Origin of the sequence: Methylobacterium tardum, from assembly GCF_023546765.1 — a bacterium.
GTDB lineage: Bacteria > Pseudomonadota > Alphaproteobacteria > Rhizobiales > Beijerinckiaceae > Methylobacterium > Methylobacterium tardum.
Window position 1 is genome coordinate 1,626,623 of sequence record NZ_CP097484.1, and the last position, 20,370, is coordinate 1,646,992.

At 65.0% G+C, this 20,370-nt stretch carries 7 protein-coding genes and 1 pseudogene; 3 read left to right on the top strand and 5 right to left on the bottom strand.

Annotated features, from left to right (window positions below):
* Positions 1 to 248 precede the first annotated feature (248 nt).
* Both M6G65_RS07675 and M6G65_RS07680 read left to right on the top strand, forming a co-directional pair.
* Positions 249 to 1,499, top strand: a complete 1,251-nt coding sequence (locus tag M6G65_RS07675) for an HlyD family secretion protein (RefSeq protein ID WP_308445195.1) — start codon at positions 249 to 251, stop codon at positions 1,497 to 1,499.
* Positions 1,481 to 3,481, top strand: coding sequence for a glycosyltransferase family 2 protein (locus M6G65_RS07680; protein WP_250103785.1), 2,001 nt, complete (start codon positions 1,481 to 1,483; stop codon positions 3,479 to 3,481). The genes M6G65_RS07675 and M6G65_RS07680 overlap by 19 nt, the downstream gene beginning before the upstream one ends.
* On the opposite strand, the gene M6G65_RS07685 is transcribed toward M6G65_RS07680, so the two are convergent.
* From M6G65_RS07685 to M6G65_RS07705, 5 genes are all read right to left on the bottom strand, one after another.
* Positions 3,478 to 4,389 carry a glycoside hydrolase family 16 protein gene (locus M6G65_RS07685; RefSeq protein WP_238196365.1) on the bottom strand — a complete coding sequence of 304 codons (912 nt, stop codon included), beginning with the start codon at positions 4,387 to 4,389 and terminating at the stop codon, positions 3,478 to 3,480. The genes M6G65_RS07680 and M6G65_RS07685 overlap by 4 nt on opposite strands.
* A 413-nt stretch (positions 4,390 to 4,802) precedes the next feature.
* The gene (locus tag M6G65_RS07690; protein ID WP_238196366.1) at positions 4,803 to 5,117 is read right to left on the bottom strand and encodes a hypothetical protein; all 315 of its coding nucleotides are present in this window, start codon (positions 5,115 to 5,117) and stop codon (positions 4,803 to 4,805) included.
* An 836-nt stretch (positions 5,118 to 5,953) separates the two neighbouring features.
* The gene (locus M6G65_RS07695) at positions 5,954 to 9,838 is read right to left on the bottom strand and encodes a PAS domain S-box protein (protein ID WP_250103786.1); all 3,885 of its coding nucleotides are present in this window, start codon (positions 9,836 to 9,838) and stop codon (positions 5,954 to 5,956) included.
* A gap of 426 nt (positions 9,839 to 10,264) precedes the next feature.
* On the bottom strand, positions 10,265 to 12,352 hold the full coding sequence (locus M6G65_RS07700) for a response regulator (RefSeq protein ID WP_238196368.1): 2,088 nt from the start codon (positions 12,350 to 12,352) through the stop codon (positions 10,265 to 10,267).
* A complete protein-coding gene (locus M6G65_RS07705; RefSeq protein WP_250103787.1) occupies positions 12,349 to 18,162 on the bottom strand; it encodes a HAMP domain-containing protein in 5,814 nt (1,937 codons plus the stop codon). Before M6G65_RS07705 ends, M6G65_RS07700 begins: the two co-directional genes overlap by 4 nt.
* Before the next feature lie 612 nt (positions 18,163 to 18,774).
* On the opposite strand from M6G65_RS07705, the pseudogene M6G65_RS07710 reads away from it, so the two are divergent.
* Positions 18,775 to 20,366 (top strand): annotated as a pseudogene (locus tag M6G65_RS07710) (ABC transporter substrate-binding protein).
* Positions 20,367 to 20,370 lie beyond the last annotated feature (4 nt).

A 20,370-nucleotide genomic window follows, 5' to 3' on the forward strand; every position in this document is an offset into this window, starting at 1 on the left:
GATCTGGCTGAGCAGACCTGGCTGAGCAGACCTGGCCGTGGGCCCTGCCGCTCGAAGGCACAAGATTTCAGACAGGATCCAAGATTAACCGTCTATTTACCAAAGTAATCGCGAGATATATCGATTGATTAGTCAATATTACCAATTCCAGCCCGAGGTGGAACCCTCACTGCGGTCAGATAGTTGTGCCCAAGGCGGATAGAATCGGTACCAGCTTTGCAAACAATCATACAGAGCTGAGGCTACGAATGCCCTGGAACAGTCGCTGGATGCGCGTGCTGGTCGGCGTGCTCCTCCTCAGTGCTGCCATCCTTGCTGTCCTACCAAGCTTCACGGGCTACACCAGCCTCGACGGCACAGTGAACGCCCGCTTCGCCGTCGTCTCGGCGCCCATCGAGGGCGTCGTCTCCGATACGCCACCGAAGGTCGGCACGGCGCTGCCCGAGGATACCTCGGTGTTCTTCATCAACAACGACCGCATCGCACGGACCGCGGAGGCACAGCTTGATGCGGACCTGGGCGCAGCGAAGGAAAAGCTGCGCGCTCTGGAGATGCAGGCGAAGGATCTCTCCGCGCTGAAAACCGATCTCGTGGGCCGCCTCAAGGAATACCAGCAGGCGAGCATAACGAGCATCCAGCAAGAGATCGTCATCCGTCAGCAGCGCATCGCAACAGCGCAGGCGAACAAGACGTCAGCCGAGGCGGACCTCGCGCGCAAGCAGACGCTGGGCGCGACCGGCGTGGTGGCCGGCAGTTCGGTCGAGCAGGCCCGCGCCGCCTCGGTCGGCGCCAGCAGCGAGCAGAACATCGCCAAGGCCGAACTGGAGCGGCTCCAGCGCCAGCTGGACGCGCTCAAGCGCGGCACCTTCGTGGGCGAGGGCCGCAATGACGTGCCCTACTCGCAGCAGCGCACCGACGAGGTCACGATCCAGCTTGCCAACGTCGAGGCGCAGATCCGGATCGAGAAGGCGCGCACCCAGCAGTTGAGCGTCCAGCTCTCCTTGGAGCGCTCCCGCAACGACCGGCTCTCCTTCGTCGCGGTGCAGATTCCCTTCAAGGGGGTGATCTGGCGCAACAATGTCGTGGCGGGCTCGAACGTGCTGGTCGGCAACGAGTTGATGCGCCTGCTCGACTGCCGCGACCTGTTCGTGGACATCCTCGTGGATGAGGTGAACTACGATGAGATCAAGCCGGGCGACAGAGCCGATGTGCGGCTGCTCGGAACGTCCCAGGTGATCGGAGGCCGGGTCGTGTCGGTGCGCGGGTCGGCCGCCGCCGTCGAGGAGACGGTGCTGGCAGCCATCCCGCCGCAGAGCCGGGGCAAGAACGCGCGCATCCGGGTCGCGCTCGACCCGAGCGATATGCAGACCGACTACGCCAATTTCTGTCAGGTCGGCCGCACGGTCCAGGTCCGGTTCGCGCGTGCCGGATCGTCCCTGCAAACCGCGCTCGATCCCGTCGTGAACTGGGTGAAGGGCCTGTGGTTCAGCATCTCGTAAACCTCGGGCCGACGCTGTTCGTCGCGGCCTTCTTCTTCCTCTTCACCCTGAACTGGCCTCGGGACCGCACGTGGACGCGCGCGATCACCTGCACCTTCGTGCTGCTTGTCGCCGTGCGCTATCTCGGGTGGCGCTTCTTCCACACCGTGCTGCCCTACCCGGCGGACCGAAGCTTCGGCTTCTTCTGGACGTGGTTCGTGTTCTGCGTCGAGATCGGCGCCTTCGCCGACATCCTGCTCTTCCTCGTGGCGATGAGCCGCTACGTGGATCGGCACGCCGAGGCCGACCGCCTGGAGCGCGATTTCTTCGCCCGCCCCTCCGACGGCCTGCCCACCGTCGACGTGTTCATCCCGACCTACAACGAGCCTCTGGACGTCCTGGAACGGACCATCGTCGGGGCTCTCGCGCTCGACTTCCCGCGGGACAAGCTGAACGTCTATGTCCTCGGCGACAAGCGCCGCGACTGGCTGCGGGAGTATTGCGAGTCGAAGGGCGCAATCCACGTCACGCGCCCGGACAACAGCCACGCCAAAGCGGGCAACATGAACAACGGCCTGACGGTCTCGTCGGGTGAGTTCGTCGCGATCTTCGATGCGGATTTCGTTCCCTACCGCAACTTCCTGCGCCGCACGCTGCCCTTCTTCGAGGATCCGACCATCGGCATCGTGCAGACGCCGCAGCACTTCTTCAACAAGGACCCGGTGCAGTCGAACCTCAGCCTCGAGAAGGTCTGGCCCGACGAGCAGCGGCTGTTCTTCGATGAGATGGCCACATCGCGCGACGCCTGGGACGTGAGCTTCTGCTGCGGCTCCTGCTCGATCGCGCGGCGAAGCGCCATCGACGCGATCGGCGGCTTCCCGCACGATTCGATCACCGAGGATCTGCTCACCACCCTCGCGATGCTCAACAAGGGCTACAAGACCCGTTACCTCAATGAGCGGCTGTCGATGGGTCTCGCGGCCGAGAACCTGAAGGGCTACTTCGTGCAGCGCGGGCGCTGGTGCCGGGGCGGCATCCAGACGATCTACCTGCATAACGGCCCGCTGCGCGGCCCCGGCCTCAACCTCTTCCAGCGGGTGATGTTCATCCCCCTGTCCTGGTTGGTGCAGTACACCGTCCGCTTCGTCATCCTGATCGTGCCCGCAATCTACCTGTGGACCGGGGCGGCTCCGCTCTACTTCACCGGCACGGCGGACATCGTGCGCTACCAGCTTCCCGTGCTGGTCGGCTATTTCCTGCTGATGGGCTGGCTCACGCCGACGCGCTACCTGCCCCTGATCTCCTCGGCCGTCGGCACCTTCGCGACCTTCCGCATGTTGCCCGTCGTGCTCTCCAGCCTGATCAAGCCCTTCGGTGTGCCGTTCAAGGTCACGCCCAAGGGCTCGGGCAACGAGGAATCCGCGTTCGACGCCTACACGTTCTTCTCGATCGCCTTCTGGATCGCGGTCACGTCGCTGGGTCTCATCGTCAACATCGTACCCGAATGGTCGCGCATCGGTGAGGGCGAGTTCTCAGTGGTCTCGGCCTACTGGGCCGTGGTCAACATCGTGGTCTTGATGATCGCATCGCTGATCTGCTTCGAGAAGCCGCGCCCCCTCGTGGAGTCGTTCTCCACCAACGAGCGCGCGCTCGTGCTCGGGGTGAGCGAGACGTACCGTGAGGCACGCATCGTCAGCCTCTCGCTGGAGGGAGGCATCGCGGAGTTCGCCACGCCCCCGGACCTGCGCAGCGGCGAGCATATGTGGATCGAGATGGACGCGTTCCCGCACCTGCGCTGCAAGGTCGAGAAGGTCGTGCAGTCGGAGGCGGGCAAGCCTGTCTGCGTGAAATTCAGCTACACGCTCGACGGCGCGTGCCGCGACCGCATGATCGTCAAGCTCTACACGGGCCGCTACAGCCAGGACATCCATGACCTCGACAAGTCCGCCATCGCGGGCGGGGTCTGGTCGCGGATGTTCGGTCGGAGCGCGCAGGCCGCCTAGCGCGTCCTCGTGCAGAGCGGCGCGTAGGCGCGGACGTAGTCGATCTGGTAGACCGCCGGGAACGGCGTGGTGGCGTCCGGGCTCCCCGGCCAGTCCCCGCCGATCGCCAGGTTGACCAGGATGTAGAGCGGCTTGTTGAGGTCGCTCGGCGGTGTCGTCGTGTAGACGGGCTGGCCGTCGAAGGACCACGTTATCTTGGAGGCTTCCCACAGCACGCCGTAGGTGTGAAAGGCTGCCGAGGTTTCGGGAACCTTGGCCGATCCTTGCGCCTGCGTATGCGTGCCTGTGGCCTGCGAGTGCACGGTCATGAAGATGGTCGCAGGGTCGTGACCCAGCATCTCCATCGCGTCGAGCTCAGGCGGCCAGGAGCCATCGGCCGGCAGCATCCAGAAGGCCGGCCAGATGCCCTGACCCGCGGGCAGTTTCGCACGCATCTCGAAGTAGCCGCCCTGCTGCATGAAGGCGCGATAGGTCGTGAGCATGCCCGAGGTGTAGCCGTAGCCGTTGATCAGGGGGCGGAACTTCGGATCGGCGGGGGCGGCGATCAGGCTCAAGATCCCGTTCGAGACGGACCAGGGCCTCACGGAAGCCGTCGGCGCGTAGCGGGAGTCGATGTACCATTGCTGCTCATGGTTCGACGCGAGGGTGACGCCATTCTTGCCCTGAGACCACCAGTAGGTCGTGTCCCATGTGCCGCCGCTGCCGTCCCAGAGGCTGAGCGTATCGAACTCATCCGAGAAGGTTAATTTTGCTGTATGGGCCAGATCGGAGGGATCGATGCTGATCGTGTCGTCTCCCAAGGCAGGTGTTTGCACATCCAGACACGCAAGCGCGACGACGATCCACGCGGCCCGGGCCGTCAAAGCCGCGCGGTGGGGGAGGGCGGACTTGCAAAGGGCCGATGACATCCTTTTCCCTCCCGCGCTTGCCCGGACATCGATCAATGTCCGCGCACGTAAGGTCCTCATCGCGATGCGCACCGCAAGATGCGGAAGCCGCACGGCCAGCGCTGGATGGTGAGGGCGTGGGGGAGGATCCCGCGATTGGGCGCGGAGCAGCCCACGTCCAGACCCGCACCCGGACCAGCGCCGCGATATCCCGATCGCTGAACGGCTGAAGCGGAGGCCGGGAGGCCGTCCGGACGATCAGCACGCCTCGCACGGCCAGCCCTTGACGTCACCTTCGGGCCGGCGCTCCAGCTCGGTGAAGACGGACCCGAGGACCATGAGCGGCCCGTGGGATTGGCGGCACGATCTCGGCTCGCATCCCGGACCTGCACCCGGAAACGTCGTGCCAACCCCCGGCGATTGATGAAAACGTTCTAATTGGGATAGTTGCGAGCAGACGTCAGGCAAACATTCTGGGCTTCACCCGTCGATTTCAATTGGCCGCTCTTGGAGAGCTGAAGCGCTTTCTCCCCGGCATCCCACGAGGCGCGGGCAATTTCGGCCCGTTCACGGGATGAACACGTCCCGATGGTCACATCAGCGCTGATACGTTCTTCCGTCGTTTTCAGAAGATCGCCGCCGCGCCCCGTGGCTGACTTGAAATTCCCGAGACATGTATTCGCAATATGGAGTTGGACATTGCAAGCTGCGAAGGCTCCATCGGCTACGCCCGTCAGCGCGCCGAGCATCAAGAGACCACCCGATACATATGCGAACGCCACAGAGACTCTCCCGTCGATGATGCCAAGGCGAAACCTTGGAACGGACAGCCTATACTGCGCGACAAATATCCGGAGCGTGAAAGTTCGGCACCCTGTTGGCCGGCGGCAGAATTTAAAGTGCGCGGCGTTAGCGGTTGATAAATGGTGCCCCCTGGTAACGTGATCCAGAATGCGATCGGGACGCCCGTCGGCGCGCCAAGACGTTGATCGAAAGGGCGCGCAGGCGGCGCCCCTCGAGAGCTCATCGACAGCCCCGGGACTGTCTCGGCCAGAAGCGGGCCGGCCGCGTCCACCGTGGAGGGTTGGCAAACCCGTGGGGCGGGCGTTGCAAGCGGTCGTCGTGCTGAGGCCTGCGACGCCAACGCGAAGGCCGGACGCCGTCAGGCCGCGATCGCTCCGATCCGGTCCCGTCGGCAGGAGCCCGTGAAGGCTGGGGCGGGTGGCTCTCTGCCTGTCCGCTTCCGGACGGCGCAGGCCTTGAAACCGACATCGGTGAGCTTGGCTGCTCCGATGGGGTCCGGGGTCTCGGAGGCCGTGGCGTTCCGGGATGTTGTGCCCGCGTTCGGAACGGGCTCGGCGGTCGTCCGGAGCCTTCCACACAGGGCCGCCCTCTCGGGACGTCAGCCCTCCTTCTGCGCGTCCGGGCCGAAACCGGGCCGCGGTCCCATTCGATCAAGCTGCCTTGCTCAGCCTCGGTATGCTGCCGCGCGCCGCGATCCGGTGTAAAAGTCCCTCCCTGCGGCCGAGCCGAGGTGTCCGCCCGCGCCTCCTGCGAGTCTCGCCGCCCCGCGACGCCCTGCCTCTCAGTTGCTGCTCGGGAGTTGGGCAAGGCTTGCCGCGAGCTCATCCTTTCGGAACGGCTTGGTCAGTCTGGGAAGATCGGGGGCGATTCCCTCCCGCTCGGCGTAGCCCGAAACTAGGAGCACGGCCACGCCGGGCCGGGCGGTCCGGATTGCGCGGGCCAAGTCAGTGCCGTTCATCCCCGGCATAAGGTGATCGGTGACGAGTAGATCGAAGGGACCACCTTGGTCGACGAACCTGATCGCCTCCTCGGCCGAAGCCGCTTCGATGATGCTGTAACCAAGGTCGCTCAGCATGTCGGCCGTGCTCGTGCGGACGAGCTCTTCGTCGTCCACGAGCAACGCCGTCCCGCGCGCCGCGGGCGGAGGTGCGTTGTCGGGAACTGCTTCCGGCAACTCGGGCCTGGCCGCGCTAACAGGTAGCCAGAGCTCGACATTGGTGCCGAGGCCGGGGCGGCTCTGGATGGTCAGCGCGCCCCCAAGCTGCGAGGCAAGGCCATGCACCATGCTGAGGCCCAGGCCCGTCCCTTTGCCCACACCCTTGGTGGAGAAGAACGGCTCGACCGCACGTGCAAGTGTGGCCTCATCCATCCCGGAGCCGGTGTCGGCGACTGACAGACAAATGTATGCCCCAGTACGGAGCTTTGAGCGGTGGCCTGGGCCAACGGCCTCTGCGCTCGCCGAAATGCGGAGCGTGCCGTTGTCCGGCATCGCATCGCGCGCGTTCACGCTGAGGTTCAGGAGCGCCATCTCGAGCTGGTTCGGATCGGCCTTGGCGGGCGGCAAGTCGTCGGGCGCCTCGACCAGCACCCTGATCTGTGGCCCCGTCGTGCTCGATACGAGGTCACCCATCCCATGCACCAGCTTCACGATGTCGACCGGCACCGCTTGGAGTGGCTGGCGCCTGGCGAAGGCGAGCAGTCGTTGCACCAGCGTCTTGGCGCGCTCGGCCGACTGAGCGGCTCCTGTGATGAGGCGCTGTTCGCGCTCGCCGCCGAATCCCTTGCGCTGGAGCATGTCCAGGGCCCCTACGATGGGTGTAAGCAGGTTGTTGAAGTCGTGCGCGACGCCGCCGGTGAGCTGGCCCATCGCCTCCATCTTCTGGCTCTGGCGCAGAGCCTCCTGAGCGGCTTCGAGCTCCGCTTGCGTCGTAAGCCGATCGGAGATGTCGACCGCGTGGTAAAATGTACCAACGACCCGGCCGTCCTCCTCTAGAAGGGGCGTGTAGGTGATCTCCCAGCATGGCGTGCCGAGCTCTGGCCTGCCGAACTCCTCCAGCACCGTGAAGCGCTCGCCCGCCAGAGCACGTGTCATCAGCGCGCGCATCTTCGCCCCTTGTTCGGGGATGAACAGATCGGGGAATATGTCGCCGACCTTGGTGTCGAAGCCGTTCACCCGCCGGAACTCGGCATTGTGCGCTCGATTGAACGCGATCACGCGGTAGTCAGTATCGAAGGCGCAGATCGGCGCCACGGTCGCATCGGCGATGTCGTGGTAGCGCCGGAGTGCAGCGGTGCGCGCGGCGACTTGCGCCTCAAGCGTCTCGTTCAGTTCCCGAAGCCGGTCCTCGGCACGGGCGCGTTCGATCGCGACCTTCACGCGCTCGCCGACCTCTTGGAATAAGCCCTCCTCAGACGCTGTCCACGCCCGAGGTGCCGCGCTCTGCAAGGCGAGCAGGCTGACCCACTGGTCCTCCTCGAACAGGACCACGTCGAAGTAGGCGCCGACTTGCCTCGCCTGGAGCCCGGCTCGCGCTTCTTCGCTGAAGCGTGGATCTGTGCGAACATCGTCGACCTTGACGATCGGGCATTCGCGATAGGCGCGCAGCAGCTCTGGTCCGAATGCCGTCAGATCGTGTTCGCCGGCGATCGAGGCGACCCCATTCGTGTAGTCGCGCTCAACCCTCATCAGGCTGCCGAAATACTCCGCATAGAACACCCGGCTCAGGCCAAAGCGCTCGCCGAGAAGCTCGGCGGCCGTTGAGGCGATCTCCGCCGACGTCCTGAGTGAGCGCAGTGTGTCGGCCAGCGAGAGCAGGAAGGCTTGCCGCGCCTCGCTCTCGCGCAACTCGGCCTGCGCTGTCGTCCGCTCAATCGCGTCGGCGGCCTGCCGGGCGAGCACGTCGAACAGCTTGAGATCGCGTTCCGGGGGCCTGAGCGGGCGCTTCCAATGCGTCGAGATCATGCCGATCGGCTTGCCCGAGCGCGACAGGAGTGGCGTGGTCTGGACAGCGCGCATGCCCGTCCAGCGATAGGACTGAAGGTCGCCGCTTCCGACCGTCAGGCCGCTGTCTTCCACGTCGGGCACGACCACCCGCTCGCCTGTCGTCAGCGCGACGCCGCAGGTGCTTTCAGAGGTTGCGCGAACCGTCTGCCAATAAACCGCCGAGCGCGGGTCGTAGCCCCGATGTGCAAGCAGCTCGAGGTCGCCGGACGCGTTCAGCATCTGAATGCTGGCGCATTCCGATCCCATCAGGTCGGTCGCAGCGGTCAAGATCGCGTCGTACACTGACTGCGGAGCCTCGTCGCCGATCAGGCGCGTGCTGACCTCCTGCAGCTGTCCCAGCGCCTCCACCTCGGCCGCGAGCGCCGCCTGCGCCTGCCGCAGCGCCGCCTCAGCCTCGTGTTCGGGGGTGCGATCGCGGAAGATCTTGAGGTAGCCCCCGCCGGGCTGGTCGAGCCGCATGGTGACACCCGAGCCCCAAAAGCGGGTGCCGTCCTTTCTGATGTGCCAGCGCTCGTTGAGCGAGCGGCCGTCGGCCTTTGCTCGGTCCAGCTCGTGATCGGGGGCACCGGCTACGCGGTCTTCGGGCGTGAAGATGATCTCGCCTGACCGTCCGACGATGTCACCTTCCTCGAAGCCCGTGATGCGTGCGGCGCCCGTGTTCCAGCTCGTAATCCTGCCGTGCTCGCCGATCGTGGCAATCGCGAAGTCTTCGGCCCCCTCGACGATCTGCCGATAGCGCCCCTCGCTTTCGCGTACACGCTCTTCCGCTGCCAACCGCTCCGTCAAGTCAACTGTTACGACAAGGAGATTGCCGGACTGCCCGTCGTCGTTCAGGTGCGAAACCCGGCTGCTCGCCCAGACGGAGCTCCCGTCCGGCCGTACATAGCGCTTGTCGAGGGATGCGGCCTGACCGGTCTTCAATGCTTCGGCGATCGCGTCCATGCTCGGCCGCACGGAGTCAGGGTGGGTCACATCGACGATTCTCAGTCCGAGCAGTTCATCTCGTCCGCGCCCGACAATGCGGCACAGCTCCTCGTTCACCCGCAGAAAACGTCCGCCCAGATCGACCTCGGACAATCCGACAGTCGCGCCGGCGAAGATCGCGGCGAGGCGCGCCTCGCTTCCGCGCAGCGCCTCCTCGGTTCTGGCGCGCTCGAGTATCGCCCAGGTCTGCTCCGCGGCCTCTTCGGCGAGCGGATGAAACACGCCCACCACTTGGCCGACCTCGTCGCGCACCGGCTGGAAGCTGCCGGTGAAGACGCGTTCCTTCAGGCCGCCGCACGAGGCGCACAGCGGCACCGGGTGCTCGCCGACGCGGACTGCCTCGCCGGCGAAAACACGGTCCAGGACGGGTCCGAGGAAGCTGTCGTAGGCGTCGCTCCAGTTCTCGGCAGTACGCCTACCCAGCGCTTCCGGGTGGCGCTCCCCGGCAATCGGCACATAGGCGTCGTTGTAGAGCTGGACACGTTCGGGTCCCCACATCACCGACGTCGGACCCGGAGACGTCAGCATAAGGTCGACCACGGTTCTGAGGTTCTGCGGCCAGGCTTCGATCGGCCCAAGCGACGTCGAGGCCCAATCATGCGCGCGAATGCGCTCAGCCATCTCACTGCCGTCGGCGACGAAAAAGATGCTTGCCGGGGATGATTGGATAACGGCCATGCTTCCCCTTCCCGGGCGGCACCCTTCCGCTCGGCTACCAGCTTCAACGCCAAAAAGTAGGCCGGTTCTCCAGCGGAGTCATTGGCGAGCCCGGCTCTGCCAGAAGCCAGGTGTCAGAGGAAGTGGGCAGCGGCTGTCAACGTGTTGAGCCGAGGAGCAGAGAGAGGCTCTTGACGGATCCATCGCGGCCAGAAGTTCACCCAATTGTCCCGAAGGCCGAATTCGGCGTCTGCTTTCTTCGATTTTAGAACCTAAGCTGCCGCGCCGGTTTCGGCCAGACTACGCCATGCTGAATCGCCAGATTCTGCAGGACCGGACGTTCGACTTTGCGGCCATCCCGGTCATTCAAAGCCGGAGGACAACATCTCCGATACGGACATCGCGATCTAAGCGGCGCTCCGTCTGCACCCGATAGCTGTCCATTGGTCAGTCGAGAGTCGTATCCTCGCGAGAGTCGCTGAGCAAACTCCGTAACATTTCAACCAAATCGCTCGCGCGATACGGCTTCTGCAGCAACTCGAAGCCATTGGTGTCCTGATCTTCTCGGAGATAGCCAGAGGTCAGCAGGATTGGCATTTGCGGCCATCGCTGACGGATGGCGTGTCCAAGCTCGATGCCGTTCGTTGCACCAGGCATGTTCACGTCGCTAAAGACGAGGGCGATGTTCGCCTCCATCTGCAGGAGACGCAAAGCCTCGCTCCCATCCTGCGCACTGAGCACCCTGAACGCGAGCGTCTCAAGGGTTGAGACAACGGTGGATCGAACATCAGCGTCATCCTCAACGACGAGCACGGCCTTGCCGGCACCGTTGATCGGGTTCGGCGTTCCGGCAGTCATCCCCGGATCGATGTCCTGAGACGTAGAAGTCCTGCTAACCAGCGCGGGCAACGTGATAATAAATCGGGTGCCCTGGTCAGGGCTGCTGTCGACCGAGATAGTTCCACCACTCTGCTGTACGAAGCCGTAGACCATGCTGAGACCGAGGCCGGTTCCCTTCCCAGCCTCCTTCGTTGTGAAGAAGGGTTCGAAGACACGGGCGAGGATAGCGGGCGACATCCCGGTGCCCGAGTCGGCGACCGCAATTTCTACGGAGCTTGAGTCTTCCACGCATCCGGCCGCAGGTGCGTCGCGACGCTGGATGCAAATGCTCAACGTGCCTCCGTCCGGCATCGCGTCCCGCGCATTGACAGCGAGGTTGATGAGAGCGGCTTCGAGCTGGGCGTGATCGACGCAGACTTCCGGCAGGTTCGGCTCCACGTTCGCAGAGATCGTGATCCGCTCGCCGAGCGTGCGCTCGAGGAGCTTGATCAGGCCAGGGATGAAGCTCGTGAAGTCCAGCTCTCTTGGCTGGAGAGGAGAGCGCCGGGAGAAGGCCAGCAGACGGCTGGTGAGTTCTGCGCAGCGATGCGCCCCCTCGATGGCACTCTCGACGCGACGGAGCGCCTTCTCATTCCCCTGGAGCGAGCCCTTCATCAGGTCGAGATTGCCGATCACGATGCTCAACATGTTGTTGAAGTCGTGGGCGATCCCGCCAGTCAGACGGCCGACGGCCTCGAGCTTCGAGGCGTGCTGCAAACTGAGCTCAAGCTCCTTGCGCTCAGTCACGTCGAACCACATCCCGAAGTGCTCGACCGCCGTGCCGCTCTCGTCGCAATTGACCGCGATCTGGTCGAGGATGTGCCGCTCCGTGCCGTCCGCGTTGCGCCAGCGATATTCCAGAGCTACTGCGCCAACCTCCGAGACGGTGCGCAGAGCGGCCAAAATGCGGTTTCTGTCTTCCGCTTCGAGGCGGGACTCCCAGAGGCTGGATTTGGCGAAAGCCTCGCGCGAGAAGCCGGTGATGCGCTCGATGCTGTCGTTCGTGAAGTGGAGCCGCCGGTCTTCCACGCCGAGCGGTGAGGTATAGAGCGCGATCGGAAGGCCGCGCAGCACGGCGGCCTGATGCTCCGCCTGCCTGCGCAGCGCCTGCTCGGCCTCAAGCTTCTCACCGCGCACGCGCAGGTTCTCAAGGAGCAGCTGCTTCTCAGCCGCCGCCTTGCGCTTGATCTCTTCGGTCTTGCGATACAGGTCGACGAAGACGTCGACCTTCGATTTCAACACGAGAGGTTGGATGGGCTTGAACACATAGTCCACTGCTCCCGCCGAGTAGCCGCGGAAGATGTGCATGTCGTCTTTGTTGTGCGCCGTGAGGAACAGGATCGGGACACGGGACGTGCGCGAGCGGCTGCGGATGAGTGCGGCCACCTCGTAGCCGTCCATGCGCGGCATCTGCACGTCGAGCAGGATCACGGCGAAATCCTCCCGGAGTGCCCGGCGCAGGGCTTCCTCCGGGGAGTTTGCCAGGACGAGGTCGATCGCCGGATCAGCGAGAATCTCCGAGGCGGCGAGCAGATTGCGCTGATCATCATCGACGATCAGGATTTTCGCTCGGATAGCATCCGGGCCGGCGAGCGCAGCGAGCTGTTCGGCGGCAGCACCCGTACCAGTCGGATGGAAATCCAGTCGGTCCGTCATTGTGTTTGCCGTTCAAGGTCATGTGCGCCGCCGCGGACCGGCGCGGCGCCGTTCATGACCTCCCCACGCCTTGCCAGTTGCACGCGCAGCACGGCGAGAAGCTGATCCATGTCGATCGGCTTCGAGACATAATCGGACGCGCCCGCTTCAAGGCACTTCTCGCGGTCACCCTTCATGGCCTTCGCGGTCACCGCGATGAGCGGCAAGCTCCGGAAGCTGGACTGGGCTCGGATCGCCCGCATCGTCTCGTAGCCGTCCATCCCGGGCATCATGATGTCGATCAACATCGCGTCGATGTTTGGGTTAATCTTGAGCAGCTCGATGCCGTCATGCCCGTTCTCCGCGAACAGGACCTCCAGCCCATGCTGCTCAAGGGCGCTCGTGAGCGAGAAGATGTTGCGCAGGTCGTCGCCGACCAGGATGACGCGACACCCCTGGAGAGACGCCACCTCCTTCCGCTCGACGCGGATCTGCTCGTCGACCGGAACGCTGGCGATAGCGCGATGCAGGAACAGAGCGGTCTCGCCGAGGAGCCGCTCAGACGAGCGCGTATCCTTGAGAATGATCGCCGAGGCGGTCTGCTTGAGCTGCTGCTCCTCGGTGGCCGTAAGCTCCCGGCCCGTATAGACGATGATCGGCAGCTCCTCGCCCTCCTGCGAGGCCCGGATCCGCTCGATCAGCTCGGAACCGCCGATATCGGGCAGGCCGAGATCGATGATCGCGCAGTCGAACCGACCGCCAGTCAACGCTTCCAGCGCAGCGGAGGCCGTGCCAACCCCGAAGATCTTGACATCTTCCTCGCTCATGAGCGCCGTGATGCTGGCGCGCTGGTTCTCGTCGTCCTCGACGAGCAGGAGGTTGCGCACCGGCCGTGTGATAAACTCCTTCGAGCGCTCCAGCGCCCGCAGCAAGCCCTCCCGCTCCACGGGCTTCTCCAGGAAGCCGAAGGCGCCCGCGCGCAGACCGCGCTTCTTCTCGTCGTTGACCGAGATGACGTGGATCGGGATGTGCCGGGTGCGCGGATCGTTCTTCAGGAGGTCGAGCAGGGCCCAGCCGTCCATGTCGGGCAGGCCGATATCGAGGGTGATGGCGTGCGGCTTGAAGCGGTGGGCGAGGCTCAGCGCGCCGGCGCCATCCTGCGCGATCAAACCCTTGAACCCGCGCTCGCGCGCGAGTTCCAGCAGCACCGAGGCGAACATCGCGTCGTCCTCCACGATGAGCACAATATGATCACCCGGATGGATGGCATGACGGTCATCCGCCGAGGCCGAGAGCGCCATCGCGGCATTTGGCTGCCGGCCCATCAGCGCCGAGGTCCCGTTCCCCTCGGATATTTCCACTGCGCGGCCCGTTCCCGTTTGAACGGGCGGTTCGAAGGGCAGGAACAGGGTGAAGGTGCTGCCCGAACCGATCCGGCTTTCCACCACGATCTCACCGCCCAGCAGGCGGGCAATCTCGCGGCTAATCGCGAGGCCGAGGCCGGTGCCGCCGTATTTGCGGCTGGTGGTCCCGTCGGCCTGCTGGAAGGCCTCGAAGATGATGCGCTGCTTGTCCTCGGCGATGCCGATCCCGGTATCGGTGACGGACAGGGCCATCCACTGGCTCCCGGCGCGCAGCGGTGACCCCTCCGCGGAGCCGATCTTGAGGGCGACGCTGCCCTTCTCGGTGAACTTGAAGGCGTTGGAGAGAAGGTTCCGGAGAACCTGCTGCAGGCGCTTCGAATCCGTGCGCACCGCGCGCGGCAGGCCCGGCTCGACATCGATCACGAAGGCGAGGTGGCGCTCCTCCGCGAGCTGCCGGAAGGTTCTGTTGAGGTTTTCGACAAGGTCCTGCAGCGTCACGTCGCCGATTTCGAGCGACACCGTCCCAGACTCGATCTTGGAGAGATCGAGGATGTCGTTGATGAGCGACAGGAGGTCGGTCCCGGCCGCGTTGATGGTCTTGGCGAATTCCCGCTGCTTGTCGGTCAGATTCCCGTCCCGGTTCTCGGAGAGAAGCTTCGAGAGGATCAGCAGGCTGTTGAGCGGCGTGCGCAACTCGTGGCTCATATTGGCCAGGAACTGTGACTTGTAGCGCGAGGTCAGGCTCAGCTGCTCGGCCTTCTCCTCCAGGGCCGTCTTGGCGATGGAGACCTCGCGGTTCTTGCCTTCGACCTCGCGCTTCTGGATCTCGAGGAGCCGGGCCTTTTCCTCCAGCTCTTCGTTGGTCTGCTGCAGCCGCTCGCGCTGGTTCTTGAGCAGGTCCTCGGATTGCTGCAGCGAGGCAGCCTGCAGCTCCAGGCGATCGTTCGTCTTCTTGAGCTCCTCTTGCCGACTCTGCAATTCGCCGGTCAGGAGCTGCGACTGCTTGAGGAGCCCCTCGGTTCGCATGTTGGCGGCGATCGTGTTGAGCACGATGCCGATCGACTCGGTCAGCTGGTCGAGGAAGGATTGATGCGTCTCGCTGAACCGGTTGAACGAGGCCAGCTCGATCACCGCCCGGACCTCCTGCTCGAATAGGACCGGCAGCACGATGATGTTGAGGGGCGGCGCCTCGCCGAGAGCCGAGCCGATGGTGATGTAGTCGCCGGGCACGTGGGTGAGGAGGATGCGCTTCTTCTCGAAGGCGCATTGACCCACGAGACCCTGACGGAGGCGGTACCGGTTCGAGAGGTTCTTGCGCTCCGTGAAGGCGTAACTCGCCATCAGGTCAAGGACCGGTTCTCCGCCCTCATCCTCCACCATGTAGAACACGCCGCGCTGGGCGTTCACGAGCGACGCGATCTCGGACAGGATCAGGTTCGAGACGGTGGCGAGGTCGCGCTCCCCTTGCAGCATGCGCGTGAACTTGGCGAGGTTCGTCTTCAGCCAATCCTGCTCGGCGTTCTTGAGGGTCGTGTCCCGCAAGTTGCGGATCATCTCGTTGATGTTGTCCTTCAGCGAGGCGACCTCGCCGGAGGCCTCGACCGAGATCGAGCGCGCGAGGTCGCCCTTCGTCACCGCGGTGGCCACTTCGGCGATGGCGCGCACCTGGGTCGTCAGGTTTGCCGCGAGCTGGTTCACGTTGTCCGTCAGATCGCGCCACAGGCCCGCGGCACCCGGCACCCGGGCCTGACCGCCGAGCTTGCCCTCGACACCCACCTCGCGGGCCACGTTGGTGACCTGATCGGCGAAGGTGGCGAGCGTCTCGATCATCTCGTTGACGGTGTCGGCCAGGGCGGCGATCTCGCCCTTGGCGTCGACCGAGAGTTTCCGCTTGAGGTCGCCCTGCGCCACCGCGGTGACGACGTCGGCGATGCCGCGGACCTGCCCGGTGAGGTTGGCGGCCATCATGTTGACGTTGTCGGTGAGGTCCTTCCAGGTTCCGCCGACGCCGCGCACCTGAGCCTGTCCGCCGAGCTTACCTTCCGAGCCGACCTCGCGGGCGACGCGGGTCACCTCCGAGGCGAAGGAGTTCAGCTGGTCCACCATCGTGTTGATGGTCGACTTGAGCTCCAGGATCTCGCCTTTCACATCGACGGTGATCTTTTTGGACAGATCGCCGTTGGCCACCGCGGTGGTCACGTCGGCGATGTTACGCACCTGCCCGGTGAGGTTAGCCGCCATCATGTTGACGTTGTCGGTGAGGTCCTTCCAGGTTCCGCCGACGCCGCGCACCTGGGCCTGTCCGCCGAGCTTGCCTTCGATGCCGACTTCGCGGGCAACGCGGACCACCTCGGAGGCGAAGGAGTTCAGCTGGTCCACCATCGTGTTGATGGTCGACTTGAGTTCCAAGATCTCGCCCTCGACGGCGACGGTGATCTTCTTGGACAGGTCGCCGTTGGCCACCGCGGTGGTGACCTCGGCGATGTTGCGCACCTGACCCGTCAGATTGGCCGCCATCATATTGACGTTGTCGGTCAGGCCCTTCCACACGCCGCCGACGCCCTTGACCTGCGCCTGACCGCCGAGCTTGCCCTCGGTGCCGACCTCGCGGGCGACGCGGGTCACCTCGGAGGCGAAGGAGTTCAGCTGATCCACCATCGTGTTGATGGTCGACTTGAGCTCCAGGATCTCGCCCTTCACGTCGACGGTGATCTTCTTGGACAGGTCGCCGTTGGCCACCGCGGTAGTCACGTCGGCGATGTTGCGCACCTGACCCGTCAGATTGGCCGCCATCAGGTTGACGTTGTCGGTCAGGTCGGCCCAGGTGCCCGCCACGCCTTCGACGCGCGCCTGTCCACCGAGCTTGCCCTCCGAGCCGACCTCGCGGGCGACGCGGGTCACCTCGGAGGCGAAGGAATTGAGCTGGTCCACCATCGTGTTGATGGTGTTCTTGAGCTCCAGGATCTCGCCCTTCACGTCGACGGTGATTTTTTTCGACAGGTCGCCGTTGGCCACCGCGGTGGTCACGTCGGCGATGTTGCGGACCTGACCGGTCAGGTTGGCCGCCATGAGGTTGACGTTGTCGGTCAGGTCGGCCCAGGTGCCGGCGACGCCGCGCACCTGGGCCTGTCCGCCGAGCTTGCCCTCGGAGCCGACCTCGCGGGCGACGCGTGTCACCTCGGAGGCGAAGGAGTTCAGCTGATCCACCATCGTGTTGATGGTGTTCTTGAGCTCTAGGATCTCGCCGCGCACGTCGACGGTGATCTTCTTGGACAGGTCGCCGTTGGCCACCGCGGTGGTCACGTCGGCGATGTTGCGCACCTGACCGGTGAGGTTGGCCGCCATCATGTTGACGTTGTCGGTGAGGTCCTTCCAGGTTCCGCCGACACCTTCGACCTGGGCTTGACCACCGAGCTTACCCTCCGTGCCGACCTCGCGCGCGACGCGGGTCACCTCGGAGGCGAAAGAGTTCAGCTGATCCACCATCGTGTTGATGGTCAGCTTCAGGGCCAGGATCTCGCCTTTGACGTCGACGGTGATCTTCTTGGACAGATCGCCTCGCGCCACCGCGGTGGTGACCTCGGCGATGTTGCGGACCTGGCCTGTCAGGTTCTCGGCCATCATGTTCACGTTGTCGGTCAGGTCCTTCCAGACGCCGCCGACGCCCTTCACCTGAGCCTGCCCGCCGAGCTTGCCCTCGGATCCCACTTCCTTGGCGACGCGGGTCACCTCGGAGGCGAAGGAGTTCAGCTGATCCACCATCGTGTTGATGGTCGATTTCAGATCGAGGATCTCGCCTTTGACGTCGACGGTGATCTTCTTGGACAGATCGCCGTTAGCCACGGCTGTCGTGACCTCGGCGATGTTGCGCACCTGACCCGTCAGATTGGCCGCCATCAGGTTCACGTTATCCGTGAGATCCTTCCAGGTCCCGCCGACGCCCTTGACCTGGGCTTGACCGCCGAGCTTGCCTTCCGAGCCGACCTCGCGCGCCACGCGCGTCACCTCGGACGCGAAGGAGTTCAGCTGGTCGACCATCGTATTGACCACTTTGCCGATGCGCAGGAACTCGCCCCTCAGCGGGCGGCCCTCGATCTCGAGCTGCATGGTCTGACCGAGATCGCCCTTGGCCACCGCCCCGATGACCCGCGCGACCTCGGTGGTCGGTTGAACGAGGTCGCCGATCATCGTGTTGACCGAGTCCACGCAGTCGTTCCAGCCGCCGGTCGCCGCCGGCAGCTTGCCGCGCTCATTGATGCGCCCGTCCTTGCCGACCGCGCGCGCGACCCTGTCGAGTTCCCGCGCGAGCCCCTGGTTGAACTCGGCGATGTCGTTGAACGCTTCCGCGATCTCGCCATCGATGCCTGTCAGGTCCAGCGGCAGGCGGGCCGAGAAGTCGCCCTTCCGAAACGCGCGGAGGCTCTTCAGGAGGAGCTTCGGCTCCAACTGCGACGTGGTCGGCGTCATTCGGATACAACCCCAGGGTAGCTGCTTACGGCCAGGCGAGGCGGTCGTCTGGAACGCAGGTGGCAGCGAAAAAGCACCGACGACGAAGAACAGCAATAGGGCCCAACGGGGATGGTTGCCCAATCGTTCGAGCCGCGGAGTGGGCCAGCACGTTGCACTTCTTGACGGGCAGCGATTGGACCGAAAATGGAGCGCAGGTCACCGGATATTGCTGTTTAGCTTTCACTGCGCGCATTGGACTTAATGCATGTTAGCAGCGTTCAGCTTTGGTTCGGAGCGCCTCCCGACCGCTCGCGGGAGTGAGATCATCACGGCTCGTGATTGCGGCATTGATGGTACTCCTCAGCGGCGGCGTCGGACTGACCCAGACGATGAGCATGCTGGAGACGATCACGGCGGCAACGTCTGAACGGCCGTGCTAGATGTTTGGTCAGTCCGCACTGGGTCCCTAGCCTTCGATGCATCCGGACCAACCGGAATGCGAGGGCGATCTCTCTCGGGCTGGGTCGCGGCCTCGTTCCTGCAAGCCTGCGGATCGCCGGGTTTGGTGATCGGACCGGATTACTGCGAGCGCATGTACGGTAGCCGCCCGAGCAGAGCGGGAGTTGTCTGATGAAGCGGCGTACACTGTTGCAGGGAGCCGGGGCCTTTATGGCCAGCGCTGTCGCGGCACCATCCCTGGTCCGCGCGGAGGCTGCCGCAACCTTGCGCTTCATCCCGCAGCAGGATCTCGTCACGCTCGATCCGGTGACGACCTTCGCGTACATCACCCGCAACCATGGCTACATGGTCTTCGACACCCTCTACGGCATGGACGGCGCCTTCCGCGCCACGCCGCAGATGGTCGAGGGCCACCGGATCGAGGAGGACGGGCGCCGCTGGGACCTGACCCTGCGCGAAGGCCTGCGCTTCCACGATGGCGCTCCCGTCCTCGCCCGCGACTGCGTCGCCTCCCTGCGCCGCTGGGCCAAGCGCGACCCGTTCGGCGGCTCCTTGATGGAGGCAACGGACGAGTTGTCGGCGCCCGACGATCGGACGATCCGGTTCCGCCTTAAGCGCCCGTTCCCGCTCCTGCCGATCGCGCTGGGCAAGGCCTCGGTGCCAGTCTGCGCCATGATGCCGGAGCGCCTCGCCGTTACGGACCCGTTCCAGCAGGTGCCGGAACTCATCGGTTCGGGGCCGTTCCGCTTCAAGGCGGACGAGCGCGTGCCCGGCGACCGCACGGTCTACACACGCTTCGAAGGCTACGTGCCCCGCAAGGACGGCACACCCACCTGGACCTCGGGGCCGAAGGTCGTCCACTACGACCGGGTCGAGTGGCGCGTCATCAGCGACACCTCGACGGCCACCTCGGCGCTGGTCGCCGGCGAGGCGGACTGGCAGGAATACGCCTCGCACGACCAGCTGGGTCTGCTGAAGGCCGCCAAGGGCGTGACCACCCGCGTGCTCGACGCGACCGGCTTCGTGACGATGCTGCGGGTCAATCACCTGCAGCCGCCCTTCAACAACCCGGCGATCCGGCGGGCGCTCTGGGGCGCAATCGACCAGACGTCCTGCATGCAGGGCGTGGTGGGCGCCGACGATCCCAGCCTGTTCCACGTGCCCCTTGGCTTCTTCTGTCCGGACACGCCGATGGCCTCAACGGACGGGCTCGGGCCGCTCGACGGTCCGCGCGATCCGGCCAAGGTGCGGGCCGACCTGAAGGCGGCCGGCTATGCCGGCGAGACCGTGTTGCTGATGGTACCGTCGAACTCACCCCCCTCTTGGCGCTCGGCCAGGTCGCGGCCGACCTGCTCCAGCGCGTCGGCATGAACGTCGAGGTCTACGCGGTCGAGTTCAACGCGATGCTGCAGCGGCGCAACCGCAAGGGGCCGGTCTCCGAGGGCGGCTGGAGCGCCTTCGTCACCAACTGGTCCGGCATGGATTGGCTCAACCCCGCCGGCTACATCGCCCTGCGCGGCACCGGCGAGAGCGGCTATGCCGGCTGGGCCACGACCCCGCGGATCGAGGCCCTGCGCGACGCGTGGTTCACGGCCCCCGACGAGGCGGCCCGCGCCTCCCTCTGCCGGGACATCCAGCTTCAGGCGATGCAGGACGTGCCCTACTATCCCCTCGGGCAGTACCTGCAGCCGACCGCCTACCGCTCCGGCCTCACCGGGATTCTCGATGGGTTTCCGACCTTCTGGAACGTGCGGCCCGCCTGAGCGC